Here is a 19,058-nt window from a genome sequence, read left to right on the forward strand (position 1 = left end):
TAGCCCATAAAGTTTTGAGGCGCTTCTCATGCCCCGACTGCCAAACCCGAGGTGATTAACCACAAGTAAAGGAACCTTTACACAAAAGGTTCCTTTACTTGTGGTTAAAACTTTAAATATTCAATCTTTCCTGGTCTTGCATTGAAAATCCATCTCTTTTAACATCACTCATAGTTAATGAATCATCTTTTATTTCGATATTCTTAAGTTTCTTAACCGCTCCATAAGCTTCTTTTAAGGAAAGCTTATCTCCTTTCCCAGAAATAATCCATAACGTTTTGTACCCACGAGGGATTGTCAGAAGCTTTTCTTCGCCTTTGCCATCCGTAAAATAGACTAATAAATTAATTTTATTATGATTGGCATATTCAAAAACCGGGGTAAATCTGGTGCCCCCTCTGTTACTAGGCCTTTCTTTGATATCCTTCACTGATTTGACGCTATACACGCGTCTAATTTCACTATCACATTCTATAATCGTAAGTTCATGATTATAATTCTTAACGATATTCAGAACTTCCTTAATGGCTTGATTAAATTCATCATCACTAATGCTACCGCTGATATCAAGGGCAATTACGATTTTAGCTTTATGACTCCTAAGTTGACCTCTTAAATCTAATCGATTGGGCTGTCTTCGATTTCTTCTGGTTATCGTCTTCTTTTTATTACTTTCAACCGTTCCCATCAGCCGCTTAAGATATAAATTCCAAGGCAATTGACCTTTGTTGTTTTTAAGGGATGATATCAGGCTTTCTATATATTTGGGAATGCTGCCTTTTTGAGCATTATCAATCAGCTTCTCCGTAAATCTTTGAAGGGTTTTTTCATCGATATTACTAGAATCTGCCCAAACGTCATGAGCTTTTTCAGGATTATACTCTGTTTCTATTATTTCGTCCTGATCAGGATCAGTGGCATTATGGCTAGCATCCTTGGATTTATCTTTGCTGTGACCAGAGTTATCGGTATTTTCATGGGAGTCATCTGTATCACTTTCATCGTCTATATCTTCATCTGCTTCCAGTAAATCGAGGGTTGCTTGAATCTCTTCTACATAATATTCAAAGGGTTTAAAGGGCAGGAGTTTTAAGGAATAATTTGAATTGACCCATTCTAAGGTAACAGAATAGGGGGGGAGATGATCTAAATAGGTACTGACGACGATGTTCATGGCTAGATTAATAGCTAATGTGCTGTGGCTATCCCTAAATTCTTTGGCTCTGATTAAATGCAGGGACAAGATATGAAGAATTTCATGTTTAATGGTACTTTCCATTTGCTTAATATTAAGAGTTAAAAAGATAATGGGATTAAAATATATAACATATTTGGCCCCTTTAAAATTCACAGCAGTCGGGCTACTAATGTCAAAGCGTATGTCTCTGGACATTTGCAACAAAAAATAGCCATAGAAATTATCGTTGTCTTCCATAAGACTCAGATTAACTTTATCTACAAGGCTAAAAAACTCTTCTTTAAATCTTGGGGGGATATAAACTTTAGCATTACCATCTTTACGTTTTGCTTTGAAAAAATTACTAGTAATACTATCGGCTTTTTCGTAGAGAGCATTAACTTGGTTATCAAAGAAAGTTTCCATAGTTAAATCACCTAATTAAACGATAAGATTCAAAATATGATTCGATAAAAGCTTCGTTGTCTATGGCAAGTTTGTAAACTTCAGGATAACTGTTCTTAATATCTTTCATGATTCCTATCATTAAATCCACGGGATATAGTTTTAAAAACTCAATCAGTCTGTCGATATAAAAACTTGAGTCATCCCGATCTTCTAAGATGTGTGAGTCTAAGCTTTTGAGAATATTCTTGGCAGCGAGATAAAGTCTGGTATGGCTTTCCTTATTTACCCTTTCTCTAATTAATTCAGGTAGAAAATTCTCTGAAAAAACCTCTTCATAAGATATGAGGGAAGGGTAATCGGATTCCAAAAAGCTCACGAATTCTTCAGCAATTAAGAGCCCCACATTTCCTTTGACAACATTTAAAAACACGGACCGGGGTATGGAATCCTTGTTCTTCTTATAGATTTTATAACTGCTGGAGATTCGCTCATAGCTTCTGGGAGTAGCTCTTAGGTCATCTTCGTTGACCTTATGCAGATACTCGGGAAAAGTGGAGATAAAGGCGATAACCTTTTCCTCGATTCCGACTTCTATGGCCCAATCAATCCACTGATTATAATCGGGCTCCATATATAACCAGACAAATCTATTTTCTTGGGCTGCATCCATATCGACAACTTGGTAATCAAAATCCGAACCATATTTACTGGAAGGATTCATAGCGGCTAAGATTTTTACGTCTTCAGGCAACCTATAGCCATTAATTTCTCGATTTAAGATTAAATTCATAAGTTCCTGTTGGACGGTATGTTCACAACGGTTGATCTCGTCGATAAATAAAAGAACGGTTTTTCCCTGAGATATTTCTTCATCGATTTCCCTTAGTTTATGATGAACAGCATAGACTGTTGATTTCTTTTCAACCAGATTTTTTTTACCATTAACCGTCCCATAAGATTCTATGGTGGGCAAACCGCCGATTTCACCTTCTTTAAGGAGATTTCCATTAATAACAATTAAACTCCAATGATTTTCTTGAGCAATTTCTTTGGCTAAGGCTGTTTTACCGATGCCGCTTTCTCCAACAACTAAAGGAACTTCACCAGTGGATAGTACTAAGCCAACACTTTTGAAGGTATCGGTATAATTCATGATGTCTCACTCCTAATGCATCTTTAACTTTTCATCTACAGCTATTCTTTTCGCTTTTTTACTACCATATTTATAAATAAACATGATTTTGTCCATGGGCATAAGATCGCTGTTTTTAGTAATATAATTGCAATTTAAAAAATCCCTCACATACTTTTCTTCAACATTTTCGTTGGCTAAGGATTCCTTTAACACTTCTTCTAATTCTGCTTGAGATATTTCTTTCCCGATATAGTTAATTACCAAAATATTGACTTGTAAAAACTTTAAGACTTTATCTTTATTCAAATCATTGATAAAGGTAATTGCCCGCTCATTATTCTTGATCGCTATAAGCTCCGTTTTAAGAGTAGGAGAATTAATATATCTTAAGGCATCATAACTTATTCTTACAGCCTCTTCCTGGGCACGGTCACAAGGTTCTTTGATAAACCTGATAGAATCGTAATTTTTTCGTACAGCTAATAGTTGCAATTCCTCACTGGGATTCTTAACATATTTTATAGCCCAGCCTGCCTGATTAATGGCTAATTTGATTAACTCATCGGTGGGATTTTTAATGTACTCTAAGTTAACCCAGCCGTCATTGATCGCTTTGATCGTCATTTCTTCCGTAGGGTTATTTATAAATTGAATCGCTCGGCCATTATTGTTAAGAGCTAATTCCTGCATCTCTTGAGTTGGATTTTCAATATGTTTTAGGGAAAGTCCGTTTTGTTGAACCGCCAAACGTTTTATCTCATCAGTAGGATTACTTACATAGGCTAGAGCATTGGGATTATTCTTGATCATTGCAATAAGCTTTGACTTTTCCATAATGTTAAGTTCCTTCTTTTTAATCTTTGTTATTACTTAGTATTATTAATATTCGTTTTAAGGTGATCTAAATAGTATGATTATACCACTGTGTGAAAAAAGGGTCTATAAATTAATGTCTCTATCTAATAAGTACTTAACAATACTTAATAATTATATAATAAGGAAGTCCAGTAATGCTGGACTTCCTTATTTTTTGACTCGTTAATTTATCAGCCCTTTACCCACTTTGCTACTAAAAACCCTGGATTTCCTTCTCTTTTCTCCTCGATAGAAAGGGCTTCAGATGTTGTTTGAACATTCGGTGGGAAGAAAAGACATTCTCCAATTTCGACAGATACACCAATTTTCCAAGAATATATTTCCTCTTTAGTATAAAGAGCAGCACGGGCGAAGACAGAAGTGGGGTTGTTACGAGCTGCCTCCGCATAGTATTCACTCCAGGAACTCATGCCGGCGATGAGGCCGATCATTAAACAGCCCCCTGGCTTTAAATGATTAAAAAGTTTTTTCAAGACGTTTTCCGGCTCAGGTACAAATTCAAAAGCGGTCATGGAAAAAATACCATCATAAAATTCAAGTTGATCAAGAATTTTCGTAATATCAGCATGCCACCAGTGAACAGGCATAGCTCTTAAGTTGTTTTCTACAATCGATAGTTTCTTTTTGGCTAGGCCCATCATTTCACTGGAAATATCGACAGCTGTGACCTGATATCCCTCTTGCACAAGCCAGCTGGTATATTGTCCGGTACCACATCCTATCTCAAGAACCTTTAGACCTGGTGCCTTAAACATGGACTGGGCCAGGTGACGTTCAACTTGATCAGATACTGATCCAAGCTCAGTATCATACCAGGAATCATAATGTGCAGCAACGGGGTCAAAAAGTGCTTCGTTCATTGTAATCAACCTCGTGTTCCTATTTTTACGTGTAGGTATAATTTCTACCCAATGCTTGCTAATTCCTTCTTCATCGTTCCTTAAAGAGATAGTTTTGGTAAATGGCTGGTATGTATGCTGTTAGAGACAAAGAAGCTGATGTTAGATGAAGCACGGAAATGATGTGAAAGCAGAACTGCTGTACACATTGAAACATTATCTTTAATATGACATAGGCTGGCGTATTAGATAGAGTATAATAGCCTTATCAAATAGATAGTGGTTATTTAAAGCGAAAATCCCACTTAGTGTGTGTGAAAGGAGTGTGATTATATGGAGATTATAACCTTAACAAAGGATAATCTTGAGAAAGAGCATATTTGTTGTGCCATTTCAAATAACAAAGACTGCCAAGTTGCATCGAAAAAGCAGTGGCTTTCTAAACGGTTTGATGATGGACTGGTTTTCAAAAAGTGTGACGTACGTGGTAAATGTTTTATAGAATATATCCCCGCTGAAAAAGCTTGGTCACCCATTGAAGCTGACGGGTATATGTATATTAATTGTCTTTGGGTGTCTGGACAGTTTAAGGGGCAAGGGTATGCCAATTTGCTTTTAAATGAATGCATCAAGGACAGTAAGGAAAAAGTTAAAAAAGGACTGGTTATACTGTCATCAAAAAAGAAATTGCCCTTTCTTTCTGATCCTAAGTTTTTAAGATACAAAGGGTTTGTATTAGCTGACACAGCAGAGCCTACTTACGAGCTTTTATATTTGCCCTTTGAAGAAAAGGCTCTAAAGCCAAGATTTAAAGACCATGTAAGAAGACCAGAAATCATCGAAGGCTTTGTTTTGTACTATACAAATCAATGTCCTTTTACAGCTAAATATGTTCCACTTATTGAAAACGTTGCAAAACAAAAAGGGATAGAATTCAAAAGTATCCGTTTTGAAACAACGGAACAAGCACAAAATGTGTCTGCTCCGTTTACCACGTATAGTCTGTTTTACAAGGGTGAATTTCTAACAAATGAAATATTGTCAGTAAAAAGGTTTGAGAAGATACTAACCGAAAAGGGCTTGTGAGGAGAGGGGATGACAGAAGCGGTGAACTTCTTCGCTCTGCCGCCAAGGATAGTCTAATTATAAAAACTGTGGTTTTGAAAATTGAATTCCGGATACTTATAATTCATTTGGAAACAATAGTCCCAAAGAGTGTTTTTCCCCGGGTAATGCATTTATGTAAGAGAAAGAACCGGAGTAATTTTATGACCACAAAACTCAAGGAATACAATCAGAAAAGGAATTTTACCAGGACTTCAGAACCGGAAGGCATGACAGAAATGGCCGAAGCGGGTCTGAGGTTTGTCGTACAGCACCATATAGCTCGCAGAGATCACTACGATTTTCGCCTCGAATGGGACGGGGCTCTATTGAGCTGGGCAGTTCCCAAGGGCCCTTCTTACGATACCCGGGACAAGAGGCTTGCCATACAGGTGGAGGAGCATCCCCTGGAATACAGGAATTTTGAGGGGACGATTCCCAAAGGGGAATACGGTGGCGGTGTAGTTATGCTCTGGGATGAAGGGTTCTGGGAACCCTATGGGGATGTGGATGAGGGACTCCGTTCAGGAATGCTGAAGTTTGTTCTGCAAGGAGGTCGACTTAAGGGGAAGTGGGCTCTGGTGCGCTTGAAAAGGAAAGCGGGGGAGACGAAGGATAACTGGTTGTTGCTTAAAGAAAAAGATGAGTATATCAAAACCGGCGAGGGGATTTCTGAATTTACCACCAGCATCAGAACCGGTCGCACAATGAGGGAAATTGAAGAAGGGGAAGACGAAAAGATCACCCGGAATCCCTTCGGCAGTACCGGCGTGCAGCTGGCCAAATTAGTCAATACTGTGCCTGTGGGTGAGGATTGGCTCTATGAGTTGAAATACGATGGCTACAGGATACTGGCTTATATTGAAGGCAACAGCGTCCGGCTGATCACCAGGAACGGAAATGATTTTACAAAGCGGTTTCCGGATATCGCCTATTCCCTTACCGATTGGGCTGGGGGCAGGGCGATGATTCTGGACGGCGAAATGGTCATCACGGACCCAGCGGGCAAGACGGATTTTCAGGCTCTTCAGAATTATATGAAAAAACCCCAGGCCCAAAGCCTTACCTATATCATCTTTGATCTCCTGGCCCTGGATGGGGCGGATCTCCGGGAACAGCCCCTGATCGACAGGAAGGCGACACTGGCAGATTTGCTGGAGGGTGCCCCTAAGAATCTCTATTACAGCCAGCATATCCCAGGGAAGGGACAGGAAAGTTTCCGCGCAGCCTGTGAGGCAGGCATGGAAGGGATCGTCGGCAAAAAAGCACGTTCCGTCTACAGCGGAACAAGAAACGGCGACTGGATCAAACTTAAATGTGATCAAAGGCAGGAATTTGTGATCGGAGGCTATACTCTTTCCGATCGAAAAACCAGCGGGATAAGTTCCCTGCTCCTGGGGGTCTATGCCGGCGGGGAATTAGTCTATGCCGGACGTGCCGGCACCGGCCTGAGGGAAGCTGATGTGAAGGAGCTGGAGGGAAAATTTGCGGGCATACAGAAAAGTGAGCCCCCTTTCCAAGTCGCGCCTAAGCCCAGGTCGAATGAAAAGATCACCTGGCTTGAACCTGAACTGGTGGCGGAAATCAAATTTGCTGAATGGACTAAGGATCATCTCTTAAGACAGGCAAGCTTTAAAGGCCTGCGGGGGGATAAGAATCCCAGGGATATTAAAAAGGAAAAAGCGGATGACGGAACATTGTCCCCATCATCCGCCAAAGAAGCGGAGAGACCCATGAAAGCCAAGGCTAACAGCCTCATCATCGCAGGAATCAAGATTAGCAACCCGGACAAGGTAATCTTTACCGAGCCTGAAATCACCAAAGGGGATGTGGTCCGGTATTACGAAAAGGTAGCAGAGCGCATGCTGCCCTATGTAAGTCACAGGGTTCTAAGCATTGTCCGTTGTCCTAAGGGCATCTCCCAGACATGCTTCTATAAGAAGCATCCCGGTCCGGGCAGCCAGGGAATCGTCACAATTCCTGTCTCTTCCAGTGATGGTGAGGTAGATGACTACTTCTATATTGAAAACCCAGCCGGGTTGATTGCCGAAGCGCAAATGGGCACCCTGGAATTTCATATCTGGGGAAGCCGTGTGGAGGAGCTGGAAAAGCCGGATTTGATGGTATTTGATCTGGATCCGGATGAGGGAATGGATTTGAGCAGGGTGCGCCAGGGTGTGCGGGATATGAAAACTATTCTTTCCGAACTTTCCCTGAACTCCTACCTCAAGACCAGCGGTGGCAAAGGGTACCATGTGGTCGTCCCATTAAAGCCTGCTGTCACATGGGATGGGTTTCACAATTTTGCCAGGAGCGTCGCCCAAGTGATGGAGCAGAAGTGGCCTGACCGCTATACAAGCAATGTGAGAAAGGCTAAGCGTACTAACAAGATCTTCATCGACTGGATTCGCAATGGCAGAGGCGCCACCAGCATTGCCCCTTATTCCCTGAGAGCGAGAAAAGGGGCCGGAGTGTCCATGCCCATCGGGTGGGATGAACTGGACACAGTAGATCCAAACGGCGTCAATATGGAGGAGGCGCTACGGAGGATCGGTGGCAATGACCCTTGGAACGGTTTTTTCCGGAATAATCAGCAGCTTAAATGATCCTGTTATAAATGTAAACCGCATGAAGGAATAGCAGGGAATTGGGCTTTGAAAAACGCGAGGATCGAAACTTAGCTCTTGTTTATGCTGTTTATTGGATAAATATTCTGCTGACCCCCTTTTAATTTAGGGGGTCTAACTATTTAGTAAATTCCTAATACCGTGCATCAGTACTATCTTAATGCGAGAATAAACAATAAGACCGTGATGTTGATAGAGCGTGAAAGCAGAAACAACTTAGCTTTCTGCGACATACCCCACTAATACCCATCGAGAATAAGTATGATTATAAGATTAATTGTCAAATACCATAGCTGCTAGTATCATAATAATAAAAGATTGTCATTCAGGCCTAAAGGGATGTAATTTTTAAAAACAACCAGAAGGATTTGAAATAGATTATGAAAAGCTTAGTCATTGGAATATTAGCCCATGTAGATGCGGGCAAGACAACATTATCTGAGAGTTTGCTGTACCTGAGCGGTAAAATTAGTCGATTGGGAAGGGTGGACAATAAGGATGCGTATTTAGATACTTTCGAGCTAGAAAGAGCAAGAGGAATCACCATTTTTTCCAAGCAGGCTATGTTTGAAATAGGCAAGATTCAGATTACCTTACTGGATACTCCGGGACACGTGGATTTTTCGGCTGAAATGGAGAGAACACTTCAGGTGCTGGATTATGCTATTTTAGTAGTAAGCGGTGCGGACGGGGTGCAGGGGCATACCAAAACATTGTGGCGCCTCCTGCACTTGTATCAGATACCGGTTTTTCTATTCGTAAATAAAATGGATCAGAATGGGACTAATAAAGACAAGTTAATGAAGGAATTGAAAAGGCAGCTGGATGATGGGTGTATTGAATTTAGTCAAATTCAGACGGACGAGTTCTACGAACAACTAGCCATGTGTGAAGAAATAATGATGGAAACTTTACTAGAAACGGGACATATTGAAATTTCACAGATCAAAAAAGCTATCACTGAGCGCAAAGTTTTCCCGTGCTTTTTTGGTTCTGCTTTAAAATTAGAGGGCGTTGAGCAATTTATGCAGGACGTTGTGAAATATGCTAGGATACCTTCCTACCCCGATGAATTTGGGGCTAAAATATATAAAATAGCAAGAGATGAGCAGGGTAACCGCCTTACCTATATGAAGCTTACTGGCGGAAGGCTTAAAGTAAAAGATGTCATAACGAATAGTGTCTGGAAAGAGAAGATTAATCAAATCCGTGTTTATTCTGGACATAAATACGAGCAAGTTAACGAGGTAGAGGCAGGCTCTATATGTGCAGTGACAGGGCTCAGCCAAACCAGACCGGGAGAAGGCTTAGGGATAGAGGAAGCTTCTGATACACCAGTATTGGAACCAGTGCTGTCCTATCAGATTATTCTGCCGGAAGGCTGTGACCCAAGAGTGATGCTTCCTAAGCTGCGTCAGATTGAAGAAGAAGAGCCGGAACTTCATATTGTCTGGGATGAGCAGCTGCAAGAAATTCAGGCACAGATTATGGGAGAGGTGCAAATTGAGATTCTGCAGAGCCTTATACAAAGCCGTTTTGGTGTTAATTTGGCCTTCGATGCAGGAAGGATAGTCTATAAGGAGACGATTGCTAATGTCGTTGAAGGGGTAGGGCACTTTGAGCCACTACGGCATTATGCGGAGGTCCACCTCTTAATGGAGCCGGGTGAGCCGGGAAGTGGTCTGCAGTTTGGGGTAGAATGCAGTGAGGATGTGTTAGGTAAAAACTGGAAAAGGCTTATTCTATCTCATCTAACCGAAAAAGCCCATAAGGGGGTTCTAACCGGGTCAGGGATTACAGATATGAAAATTACATTGGTCTCAGGTCGGGCACACAATAAGCATACCGATGGGGGTGACTTCAGAGAGGCTACCTACCGGGCAGTGCGCCAAGGTTTAAAAGAGGCAGAATCTCTATTGCTGGAGCCGTATTATGCCTTTCAGTTGGAACTACCTGTGAAACTGGTAGGTAGAGCAATGACTGACATTGAGAAAATGCATGGCACATGTAAAATAACCCAGACAAATGACGAGATGGCAGTTCTTGTAGGAAGTGCTCCTGTTGTTACCATGAAGAATTATCAAAAAGAGGTAGTTGCCTATACCAAAGGACTTGGCAGGTTGTTTTGCAGCCTAAAAGGATATGAGCCATGCCATAATGGGTCAGAGGTCATAGAAAGTATCGGCTATGATTCGGAAAATGATTTAACAAATCCGACAGGTTCTGTATTTTGTGCACATGGGGCTGGCTTTTTAGTGGATTGGTATGCCGTAAAAGACTATATGCATGTTGAAAGCTATCTTCAGGAAAACGATGATTCGTCAGGAGATACAGTCCCAAACCAGGTTTCATACACAGAAAAGCGGTGGATTAGTTTAGAAGAGATTGACCAAATCATCAATAACACCTTCTATGCCAACCAAGGGAAGAAGTCCGTATGGAAAAAACGCAAAACAGCCCGGGAAAGTTATTATGAACCGGTTACCTATGTCAGAGAGAAGGAAAGTAAAGCAGAGTATCTCCTTGTGGACGGTTATAATATTATCCACGCCTGGCCTGAACTCAAAGAGCATGCAGATGACAATATGGATGGTGCCAGAATGAAATTACTTGATACTCTAAGTAATTATCAGGGGATTCGAAAATGCCAGATTATCGTTGTGTTTGATGCTTACCTTGTTCAAGGGCATTTTGAGGAAGTAATAGACTATCATAATATTCATATGGTATATACTAAGGAGGCACAAACGGCAGACCAGTATATTGAAAAATTTGCCCATGATCATCAGAAGAAATATAATATCACAGTTGCAACATCAGACGGTTTACAGCAGCTAATTATCAGGGGGGCAGGATGTGCCTTATTATCTGCTAGAGAACTGAAGGTTGAGATCGACGGGGCTAATGAAAGAATCATGAGAGAATATCAGGAAGTAAATGGAATCCGTCGTAATTACCTGATAGATGCATTATCTCCAGCCGCGAAACAGCAGGTGAAGGAAATAGTTAATAAAGATAAGAATCAGTAAAAAATTCTGAAGACCTATATGCCGTAGTTTTATAGAAACGGCACTTCGTATTCCGAAAACAATGTTATGGTATGTCGGAATATCCCTTTATGAAAGGCTTTTAAAGCCTTTTTTTTATACTGTCGGAAAATATAAAACTAGAAAATTACTTAAACTGTTTCAAAATCTTCTTAAGTTTATTTATCTACAAAACACTTTTTTTATGTACATAAACGTGACAGATGATATTAAGGCATTAAACTTAATAAGAGTGCTAGTTCGCCTCAACAATTTTATAAGAAAGGAGCTTCAAATCTTAAGTACCCCAAAATTGGATCTATTATATAGTTTTTCTGTTTCACCATATCAAATATTATTCAATTAGTATGTTTTCCAAGTAGGAAAACATATAACTCTATACGGTTAAGCACAAGTTTTAAATTATAGTTTAGTTATAGTTTTAAGTGTAAAAGTTCACAAAAACAAAGTGAAAATAACGTTGTTCCTAATTTAAAAATCCAAAAGGTAGAAGATGTAATAAAAATATCTTAGTTTCAATATCTGTAATTTTGTAAGTAGTTTACTAAAAAGGTGGTAAAACACATGGAAAGCAAAACAGGGAAAGTGAAAAATTTATCAAGACGTTCTTTCCTTAAGTTTTTTGGAGGAGCAAGTTTAGCTGGTGTCTCACTAAATTTGGCTGGTTGTGGCCAACCAATTACAGCCGAGAAAGCTGTTGGAGGAAACGGTTGGATGCCAACCCAATACAATGAACCAGGCAGTTGGCCAACAAATGTTCGTGGTCGCGTTCCAATTGATCCAGCAAACCCCTCAATTATCAGAGATGACCAAAAATGTATTCTTTGTGGTCAATGTATTGAAGTATGTGAGAAGATTCAATCGGTGTTTGGAAATTACGAACTGCCGATTAAAAGTGAAATTGTTTGTGTAAACTGTGGGCAGTGTATCCAATGGTGTCCTTCTGGAGCAATTTCAGAACGGGATGACATTAATAAAGTACTAAAAGCCATCGCAGATCCAAATATCACCGTTGTAGTGCAGACTGCACCAGCAACTCGTATTGGTCTTGGCGAAGAATTTGGCATGCCTATCGGAACTAATGTACAGGGCAAACAAGTTGCTGCCTTGAGAAAATTAGGGTTTGACGTAATTTTTGATACTAATTTCACTGCTGATCTGACAATTATGGAAGAAGGCACAGAACTTGTTAAACGTGTTAAAGGGGAATTGCACCACCCTACTCCACAGTTCACATCATGTTGCCCGGGTTGGGTTAAGTTTGTCGAATATTTTTATCCTGACCTAATTCCTAATTTATCAACAGCGAAGTCTCCTCAGCAGATGGAAGGAACTTTAATGAAAACCTATTATGCTGAAAAGCAGAATGTAGACCCTAAAAAGATCTTTTCGGTAGCCATTATGCCTTGTACTGCAAAGAAATTTGAATGTCAACGTCCTGAAATGACTTCAGCCAGAAAAGAGTTAAATGATAGTAATGTTACCCCTGATGTGGATGTAGTTCTTACAACAAAAGAACTTGCCAGAATGATTAAGAGAGCTGGTATCGATTTTACTTCTCTTCCAGACGACGAGTATGACCAGCTGATGGGTACAGGGACAGGGGCAGGTGCAATTTTCGGTACCACCGGTGGTGTTATGGAAGCTGCAGCTCGCTCTGCCTATTATCTTATAACTGGACAACAGCCACCTGCATCACTTTGGGAGTTAACCCCTGTAAGAGGAATGGAGGGTGTTAAAGAGGCAACAGTTAATATTCCAGGTTTTGGTAGTATAAAAGTTGCTGTCATTTCCGGTCTGGCCAATGCCAGAAAGGTTATGGATCAGATTAGAGCTGGTAATGCTCCCTGGGTTTTCATTGAAGTCATGGCTTGTCCCGGAGGCTGCCAATATGGTGGCGGACAACCTCGAGCATCGTCCCCTCCTTCAGACGAAGTTCGTAACAGGCGTGCCGCATCTTTGTACAAAATTGATACTAATGCAAAACTGCGTAACAGTCATGATAATCCCGAGATCAAACAAGTCTATGCAGACTTCTTAACTGCTCCGATGAGCGAAAAAGCAGAAGAACTTCTGCATACACATTATATTTCCAGGGCCGAAGCGCTTGTTGCTAAAAAGTCCGAAAGAAACTTATATTAAGGCTAGGGGGTGGAAAAAAATGACAAAGGGCGTACTCGTAGATATCCCGAAATGTGTAGGTTGTGATAGCTGTTCAGTAGCTTGCAAATTATGGAATGAACTTGAATGGGATCCTCAGGAAAAAAACAAGACTGCTACAGACAGAGCAAAGGAACCAAACAACGGCTTATGGCCTGAAGAATGGACATCAATTAATCGTTATGACTTACAGAAGGACGGCTCATCAGTATGGAGATATGTCAAAACCCAATGTTTTCACTGTGAAGATCCTGCATGTGTATCATCATGTTTCTCCAAGGCATTTCAGAAGCTTCCCCAAGGACCGGTCATTTATGACCAGAGTCTATGTGTAGGTTGCCGTTACTGCATGATGGCATGTCCATTTGACATACTGAGATACGAATGGAAGAAAGCAATTCCTGGAGTACGGAAATGCCAGATGTGCGCAACAAGAGTTGCCAATGACATGGAACCGGCGTGTACCTCAGTGTGCCCGACAGGAGCACTTATCTTTGGAGACAGAGAGCAATTATTGGCAGAGGCAAAAAAGAGAATCAAAGAAAACGGTTATGTAGATAGAGTATTTGGAGAGAAAGAAGCAGGGGGTACCTCCTGGCTTTATATCTCGGATACGCCATTTGAACAGATGAGATTTAGAACGGATGTAACAACCAAGCCGTTGCCTTCTTACACAGATGGATATATGAAAGCTACACCATTTATAGGAGTCGGCTGGGCGGCCATCTTAGCCGGATTGTATATATTTAACAATAAAGGCAAGGAACCTCTAGATTAATAAATCAAAAAACAGAATGGAGGGAAATTTATGGAACTTGTTACTACCTTTGTAAACCGAACAGGGGAGAAATTGAGCAGTGTGAAATGGAAGTTTAGAATGACCCCCATGAGGTGGGTGTTTACGGGCATAGCTGCCGTGGCCATAGCAGTAATTTTGGTGCGTTTTGTATTAGGCCTGGGAGCTACAACCAATCTAAACGACCAGTGGCCATGGGGACTATGGATTTCATTTGACGTACTGTTAGGGGTAGCCCTGGCAGGAGGCGGATATGGAGTAGCCCTTATCGTATACGTACTACGCAGGGATAAGTTTTATCCAATCGCAAGAAGTGCAATGCTAACTTCATTATTAGGTTATATTGTTGTCGTACTCGGGTTATTGATTGAGGTAGGACAATGGCACAATTTCTGGAGACCCTATGTATCATGGGGACATGCCAGCGTATTGTTTGAAGTTTTCTGGTGCATTTCATGTTATACATTGATTCAGGTATTGGAATTCTGCGAAGTAGCAACAGAGAAAGTATTTAAAGGGGCACACAAATACCTTAAGAAAGCAATGCCTGTAATGCTGATCATCGGTATCACCCTACCAACTCTGCACCAATCATCATTGGGCCAGTTGTTCTACCTATTTGTAGGCAAAGTGAACCCCCTTTGGTGGTCGGCATTTCTGCCGCTGTTCTTCCTGTTATCCTCATTTTTTGTCGGGGCAGGCATGATTATTATAGAAAGTACTCTAGCTGGGAAGGCATTAAATCATAAAATAGATATCTCTGTCTTAAGAGGGTTGGCTAGAATATCCGGTGGAGCAATGATCTTGTATTTGATCTTAAAGATCACGGATATGGTAGTAAGAGGAACCTTTGCTAATGTTTTTGCCTTTGATTTACCCAGTATCTTGTTCCTAAGCGAACTGGTTCTTGGCGTAATAATACCAATAATTATCGCATTCAGTTCCTTGTCCAGTACCCGTAAAGGCCTGATCTGGTTTGCAGTACTTAATGTATCCGGAGTCATTCTCAACAGGTTTGATGTACTGTTTACTGGAATGGGAAAACATATCAACCAATACGGTGGACATTATTTCCCTGCTTGGACAGAGGTTATAGTCAGCTTAGGTTTAGTATCAATAGCTTGTTTAGCATATCTGTTCATAGCAGAAAACTTCAATATTCTTGAACATAAAGGATCAAAAGTTGACGACGATACAGTCACTGAAAAATTGCCTTACGCTACCACCGCGAAATAAGCCTTTTAAAGGAATAGAGAGATTTCTTTTAAATACAACTTATAGCGCAGGCCAAGTAATCAGCCTGTGCTTTTGTTTTTTATCACAGTAGACTTGATGTAGTTTCACTTCGACGTCGACGCTCCTGAACAGACCTTGAGTTGGGAAAATATAAGGGTTTGCACAAAAGAGGTGTCTTAATGATTTATAATTGTCAAATTGTATATAATCACGATTGTTGTCTCAATACCAAAAAAGCATTTGTAAATCTTTGTCGGTTATGTATCGACTCCTGTCCTCATCATGCCATTTCCGTATACCGTGAACTTGATGCTAAACGCTGTACAGAATGTGGGATATGCATAGCTGTTTGTCCTAGCGGCGGATTTTTTTATCGCAACTCCGATAAGCTGTACGAGTATATTAAACGTTCAGAGAATGTTGTTTTAAATTGCCCACAAGCAATCCCAGCGGGCCATGAAATTCCTTGTCTAGGGATCTTCGACAGGGATTTATGGCTGAGTCTCATGTTGTATGCTCGGGAGAAGGAATTAATAATATACACCGGAGTGTGCGCAAATTGTGCGGATAAAAAAGCTTGTGAAACGAGTGTGCAGATTTTTAAAGAAGTTCATAATACATGGAAAGATCATCCACCAATAAGGATTAGAGTTGCATCTGATGATGGGAACTGTGAATCGGCCATGAGGGATACGATGTCAGTACAAGACCAGATCGAGAAAAAGGGATGGCGAGACATCGGTCGTGAGAAATTGGAAGCAATGTTACCGGGTATCACTTCCAACGAAAGGTATCTTATTCCGAAGACACGGCAGTTCTTGGGAGAAACCTGGAAGTCCCAAAAATCCGGGACTGAGGTACTCCCAATACCGGCATTAACTGTAAGCGAAAGTTGTACAAATTGCGGTGAATGTGAAGGGATATGTCCGCAAGGAGCTTTAACGAAAAAAGAAACTAAGGAACAGTTGACATTGATTTATGAACCAATAAAATGCGCTCGCTGTCAAAGGTGTATCAGTATATGCCGCTCTAAAGCTTTAAGTATGGAGATAAAGTCCTTATCTTATCGATTACTAGCAGGTAAAGTTCTTTTGCACCAAGGAAAACGACGGTTTTGTTCTTGGTGTGGCAAGCAAGTGTTTGATGACTTAGAGCCTGCAATGTGTATAGCTTGTGCGACAAGTAATTTTAATAGCAAGAACGCTTATGAAAATGGTGGGCGTTTCACAGCTGGAAAATCGTGATATTACACAGTTTCGGGAAGACAGCTGCCTGCGGGAATATAATTTCCAAAAACCTATTGAAAACCTATTCAGATTATTATAAACTTTATCCAAATATAATTTTAGTAAGGTGCCCATAAGGGGAGAATAGGGAATCCGAAAATAGTCTTATTTAGGCTATAAACGGAGCGGACCCACCACTGTAATCGGCGAGCTATTAAGTGCCACTGGCATAAGCTGGGAAGGCCTTGTGATTTAGCAATGACCCGTTAGCCAGGAGACCTGCCTTATTATTGTGTCGGGGATGAAGGTAAAGTCCTATGATCAAATCTAATTTGATCATAGGACTATTTTAATTTTACCAACGCACTAAGTTTAAAGGAGTAATGTTTTATGTTAAAAGGAAAAAAAGTTGTCGTTATTGGCGACAGGGATGGGATTCCGGCTCAATCTTTAGAGGAATGTGTCATTAGCGCTGGCGGGGAAGTTATTTATGCGATGACACATTGTTACGTTTGAACATCGGCTGGAGCAATGGATCAAGAAAATCAGGTTCAAATACAAGAACTTGCTCAGAAATACGGCTGTGAGGAACTTATTGCTGTACTCGGCAGTGCGGATCCTGAAATGGCAGTCATCGCAGCTGAATCGGTGGCAGGCGGTAACCTTATGTTTATTGATCCGATTCCAACAGCCCAGTTAGGGCTTAAAGCTTATCATATCGTCGAACTCAAAGAACTCATTGATCATCAAGTCTATTTACGACATATGGAAATGATGGAAATGATCCTTGATATTTCAAGAATTATTGAAGAGGTCTCAATCGTACGTAAACGATTTTTTCCATGGGAAGTGAGCGAATGAAGTATCCAGTCATCAAAGGGACGAGCTATACGTTAATTCAGACACCGGGACTTCTTCTTCAGCAAGCAACCTTAAAGGGTTCACAGCTAAGTCATTCGATCAAGGATCAATTACGAAGCTTTGATAGTGTAGTCCGTTATCCACCGAATCAAGCGTTTATCGGAAATCTTTTACCTGAGGATTTATTAAATATTCCCCGACCCTGGTATAATAATGCTTTGTCCGAAGGAAAGCGCCAAGGGAAGTTAGGTGAAATTTTTCCCGAGGACGAGTTTCTAGGCGTGCTAAATGCGGTTGATGTTTACGGACTCGTGTGCCTGGAAGCAGGATTCAAGCAGTCCATCTTACAAAAACTACGTTATCATCCTGCTTTATGTATGCTTAAAGGAATAAAAACGGCTCAGAATGATTCGTTCTCTAATGAAGAAGTTCATAAAATGATTGAAACACGTGAAGCCCTGCCGCTGATCTTTGGAGGACAAATTATCGGGTGTGTCCGGAAGGCCACCGTGTCGGATTCTACTCTAACTGCATCCAGGGTATTGGAAAACCTGACGGCAAAGGCTTCCGCTGTAGCAGCTCTTCAACTTCTCCTTTCGAAGACCGGGCTTAAGCCACAGGATGTAGACTATATTATCGAAGCTTCCGAAGAAGCCTGTGGAGACAATCGACAGAAGGGAGGCGGAAGTTTTGCCAAGTCTATCGCCGAAGCCTGTTCCTGTTCCAATGCTAGTGGAGCCGATACGCGTGCATTTTGTGCTGCTCCAGTGCATGCCTTGATGCAAGCTGCAGCATTAGTTCAGTCGGGTATCTTTACAAATGTAATTGTAGTAGCTGGAGGGTGCAGCGCAAAACTGGGGCTCAATGCGGAGATTCACCTTGAACACAATATGCCCGTCTTGGAAGACATACTGGGAGCATTTGCATTTCATATCAGTAAAGATGATGGGATAAATCCTATCATACGTACTGATCTGATTGGTAGAATGAACGTTGGCTGCGGTGACTCGCCTCAACAGGTTTATCATTCTCTTATCGCTGAACCTTTAACAAAGGGTGGATATAGAATTGTAGATATGGATCGTTATGCGGCAGAACTTGTGAATCCGGAAATTATCGAACCAACGGGGTGTGGTGATATAGCCAAAAGGAACTATAGTATGATCGCTTCTCTAGGTATTCTAAGGGGAGAAATAGATCGTTCCGAAATCGAGGAGCAAATTCACCGCTTTGGGGTACCCGGTTTTGCGCCAAACCAGGGACATATTCCTTCAGGTGTACCCTATATCGGACTCGCCCGTGACCTTATACTTGGAAACAAAGTGAATCAAGTAATGATTATAGGTAAAGGGAGCCTCTTTTTAGGTAAACTCACCCGACTCTATGACGCTCTTTCTCTGATAATTCAGAGGAACCCCAAATAGTTAATTTCAATATTATTGTATTTTTACTCAATATTGACATTACTGCTTGTCTGAGGTAACCTTATATTAGGAAAAAAGCTACACGTCTTTTTACTATACATGTCTTTGCTATGAAAGCAACTTAAGCACTGTGTCATCCTGA

The 19,058-nt window shown here is 41.0% G+C and carries 13 protein-coding genes and 1 riboswitch; of the genes, 9 read left to right on the top strand and 4 right to left on the bottom strand.

The annotated features are described in order from the left end of the window. Positions 1–112: 112 nt before the first annotated feature. The 4 genes from HGJ98_RS12545 to HGJ98_RS12560 form a co-directional block, all read right to left on the bottom strand. Positions 113–1,603 (bottom strand): VWA-like domain-containing protein, encoded by a 1,491-nt coding sequence (locus HGJ98_RS12545; protein WP_291351752.1) that lies wholly within the window; start codon positions 1,601–1,603, stop codon positions 113–115. A 7-nt stretch (positions 1,604–1,610) separates the two neighbouring features. After that, a complete protein-coding gene (locus HGJ98_RS12550) occupies positions 1,611–2,738 on the bottom strand; it encodes an ATP-binding protein (RefSeq protein WP_291351753.1) in 1,128 nt (375 codons plus the stop codon). 12 nt (positions 2,739–2,750) lie between these two features. Further along, a complete protein-coding gene (locus tag HGJ98_RS12555) occupies positions 2,751–3,554 on the bottom strand; it encodes a hypothetical protein (protein WP_291351754.1) in 804 nt (267 codons plus the stop codon). Between the two features lie 212 nt (positions 3,555–3,766). Beyond that, positions 3,767–4,456, bottom strand: a complete 690-nt coding sequence (locus HGJ98_RS12560) for a bifunctional 2-polyprenyl-6-hydroxyphenol methylase/3-demethylubiquinol 3-O-methyltransferase UbiG (protein WP_291351755.1) — start codon at positions 4,454–4,456, stop codon at positions 3,767–3,769. Positions 4,457–4,768: 312 nt separating this feature from the next. Here HGJ98_RS12560 and HGJ98_RS12565 point away from each other — a divergent pair, with 312 nt between their 5' ends. From HGJ98_RS12565 to grdC, 9 genes are all read left to right on the top strand, one after another. Beyond that, entirely contained in the window at positions 4,769–5,521 is a 753-nt protein-coding gene (locus HGJ98_RS12565) for an N-acetyltransferase (RefSeq protein ID WP_291351756.1), read from the top strand. 182 nt (positions 5,522–5,703) lie between these two features. Continuing rightward, complete coding sequence (ligD, locus tag HGJ98_RS12570; RefSeq protein WP_291351757.1) at positions 5,704–8,145, top strand: DNA ligase D; 2,442 nt, start codon at positions 5,704–5,706, stop codon at positions 8,143–8,145. A 401-nt stretch (positions 8,146–8,546) separates the two neighbouring features. After that, a complete protein-coding gene (locus HGJ98_RS12575) occupies positions 8,547–11,195 on the top strand; it encodes a translation factor GTPase family protein (protein WP_291351758.1) in 2,649 nt (882 codons plus the stop codon). 582 nt (positions 11,196–11,777) lie between these two features. Continuing rightward, on the top strand, positions 11,778–13,355 hold the full coding sequence (locus HGJ98_RS12580) for a [FeFe] hydrogenase, group A (RefSeq protein WP_291351759.1): 1,578 nt from the start codon (positions 11,778–11,780) through the stop codon (positions 13,353–13,355). 19 nt (positions 13,356–13,374) lie between these two features. Beyond that, positions 13,375–14,151 (top strand): 4Fe-4S dicluster domain-containing protein, encoded by a 777-nt coding sequence (locus HGJ98_RS12585; RefSeq protein WP_291351760.1) that lies wholly within the window; start codon positions 13,375–13,377, stop codon positions 14,149–14,151. A gap of 30 nt (positions 14,152–14,181) precedes the next feature. After that, positions 14,182–15,405: an NrfD/PsrC family molybdoenzyme membrane anchor subunit gene (nrfD, locus tag HGJ98_RS12590; protein WP_291351761.1), complete on the top strand. Its 1,224-nt coding sequence runs from the start codon at positions 14,182–14,184 to the stop codon at positions 15,403–15,405. A 179-nt stretch (positions 15,406–15,584) separates the two neighbouring features. After that, positions 15,585–16,649, top strand: a complete 1,065-nt coding sequence (locus HGJ98_RS12595; protein WP_291351762.1) for a 4Fe-4S dicluster domain-containing protein — start codon at positions 15,585–15,587, stop codon at positions 16,647–16,649. A 90-nt stretch (positions 16,650–16,739) separates the two neighbouring features. After that, a riboswitch (cobalamin riboswitch) is annotated at positions 16,740–16,933 on the top strand. Between the two features lie 88 nt (positions 16,934–17,021). Continuing rightward, positions 17,022–17,492 carry a glycine/sarcosine/betaine reductase complex selenoprotein A gene (gene grdA / locus HGJ98_RS12600; protein WP_291351763.1) on the top strand — a complete coding sequence of 157 codons (471 nt, stop codon included), beginning with the start codon at positions 17,022–17,024 and terminating at the stop codon, positions 17,490–17,492. Continuing rightward, positions 17,489–18,916 (top strand): glycine/sarcosine/betaine reductase complex component C subunit beta, encoded by a 1,428-nt coding sequence (gene grdC, locus HGJ98_RS12605; RefSeq protein WP_291351764.1) that lies wholly within the window; start codon positions 17,489–17,491, stop codon positions 18,914–18,916. The genes grdA and grdC overlap by 4 nt, the downstream gene beginning before the upstream one ends. The last annotated feature ends 142 nt before the right edge of the window (positions 18,917–19,058 follow it).

The sequence above is a fragment of the Desulfosporosinus sp. genome (assembly GCF_014237355.1).
Classification (GTDB): Bacteria; Bacillota; Desulfitobacteriia; order Desulfitobacteriales; family Desulfitobacteriaceae; genus Desulfosporosinus.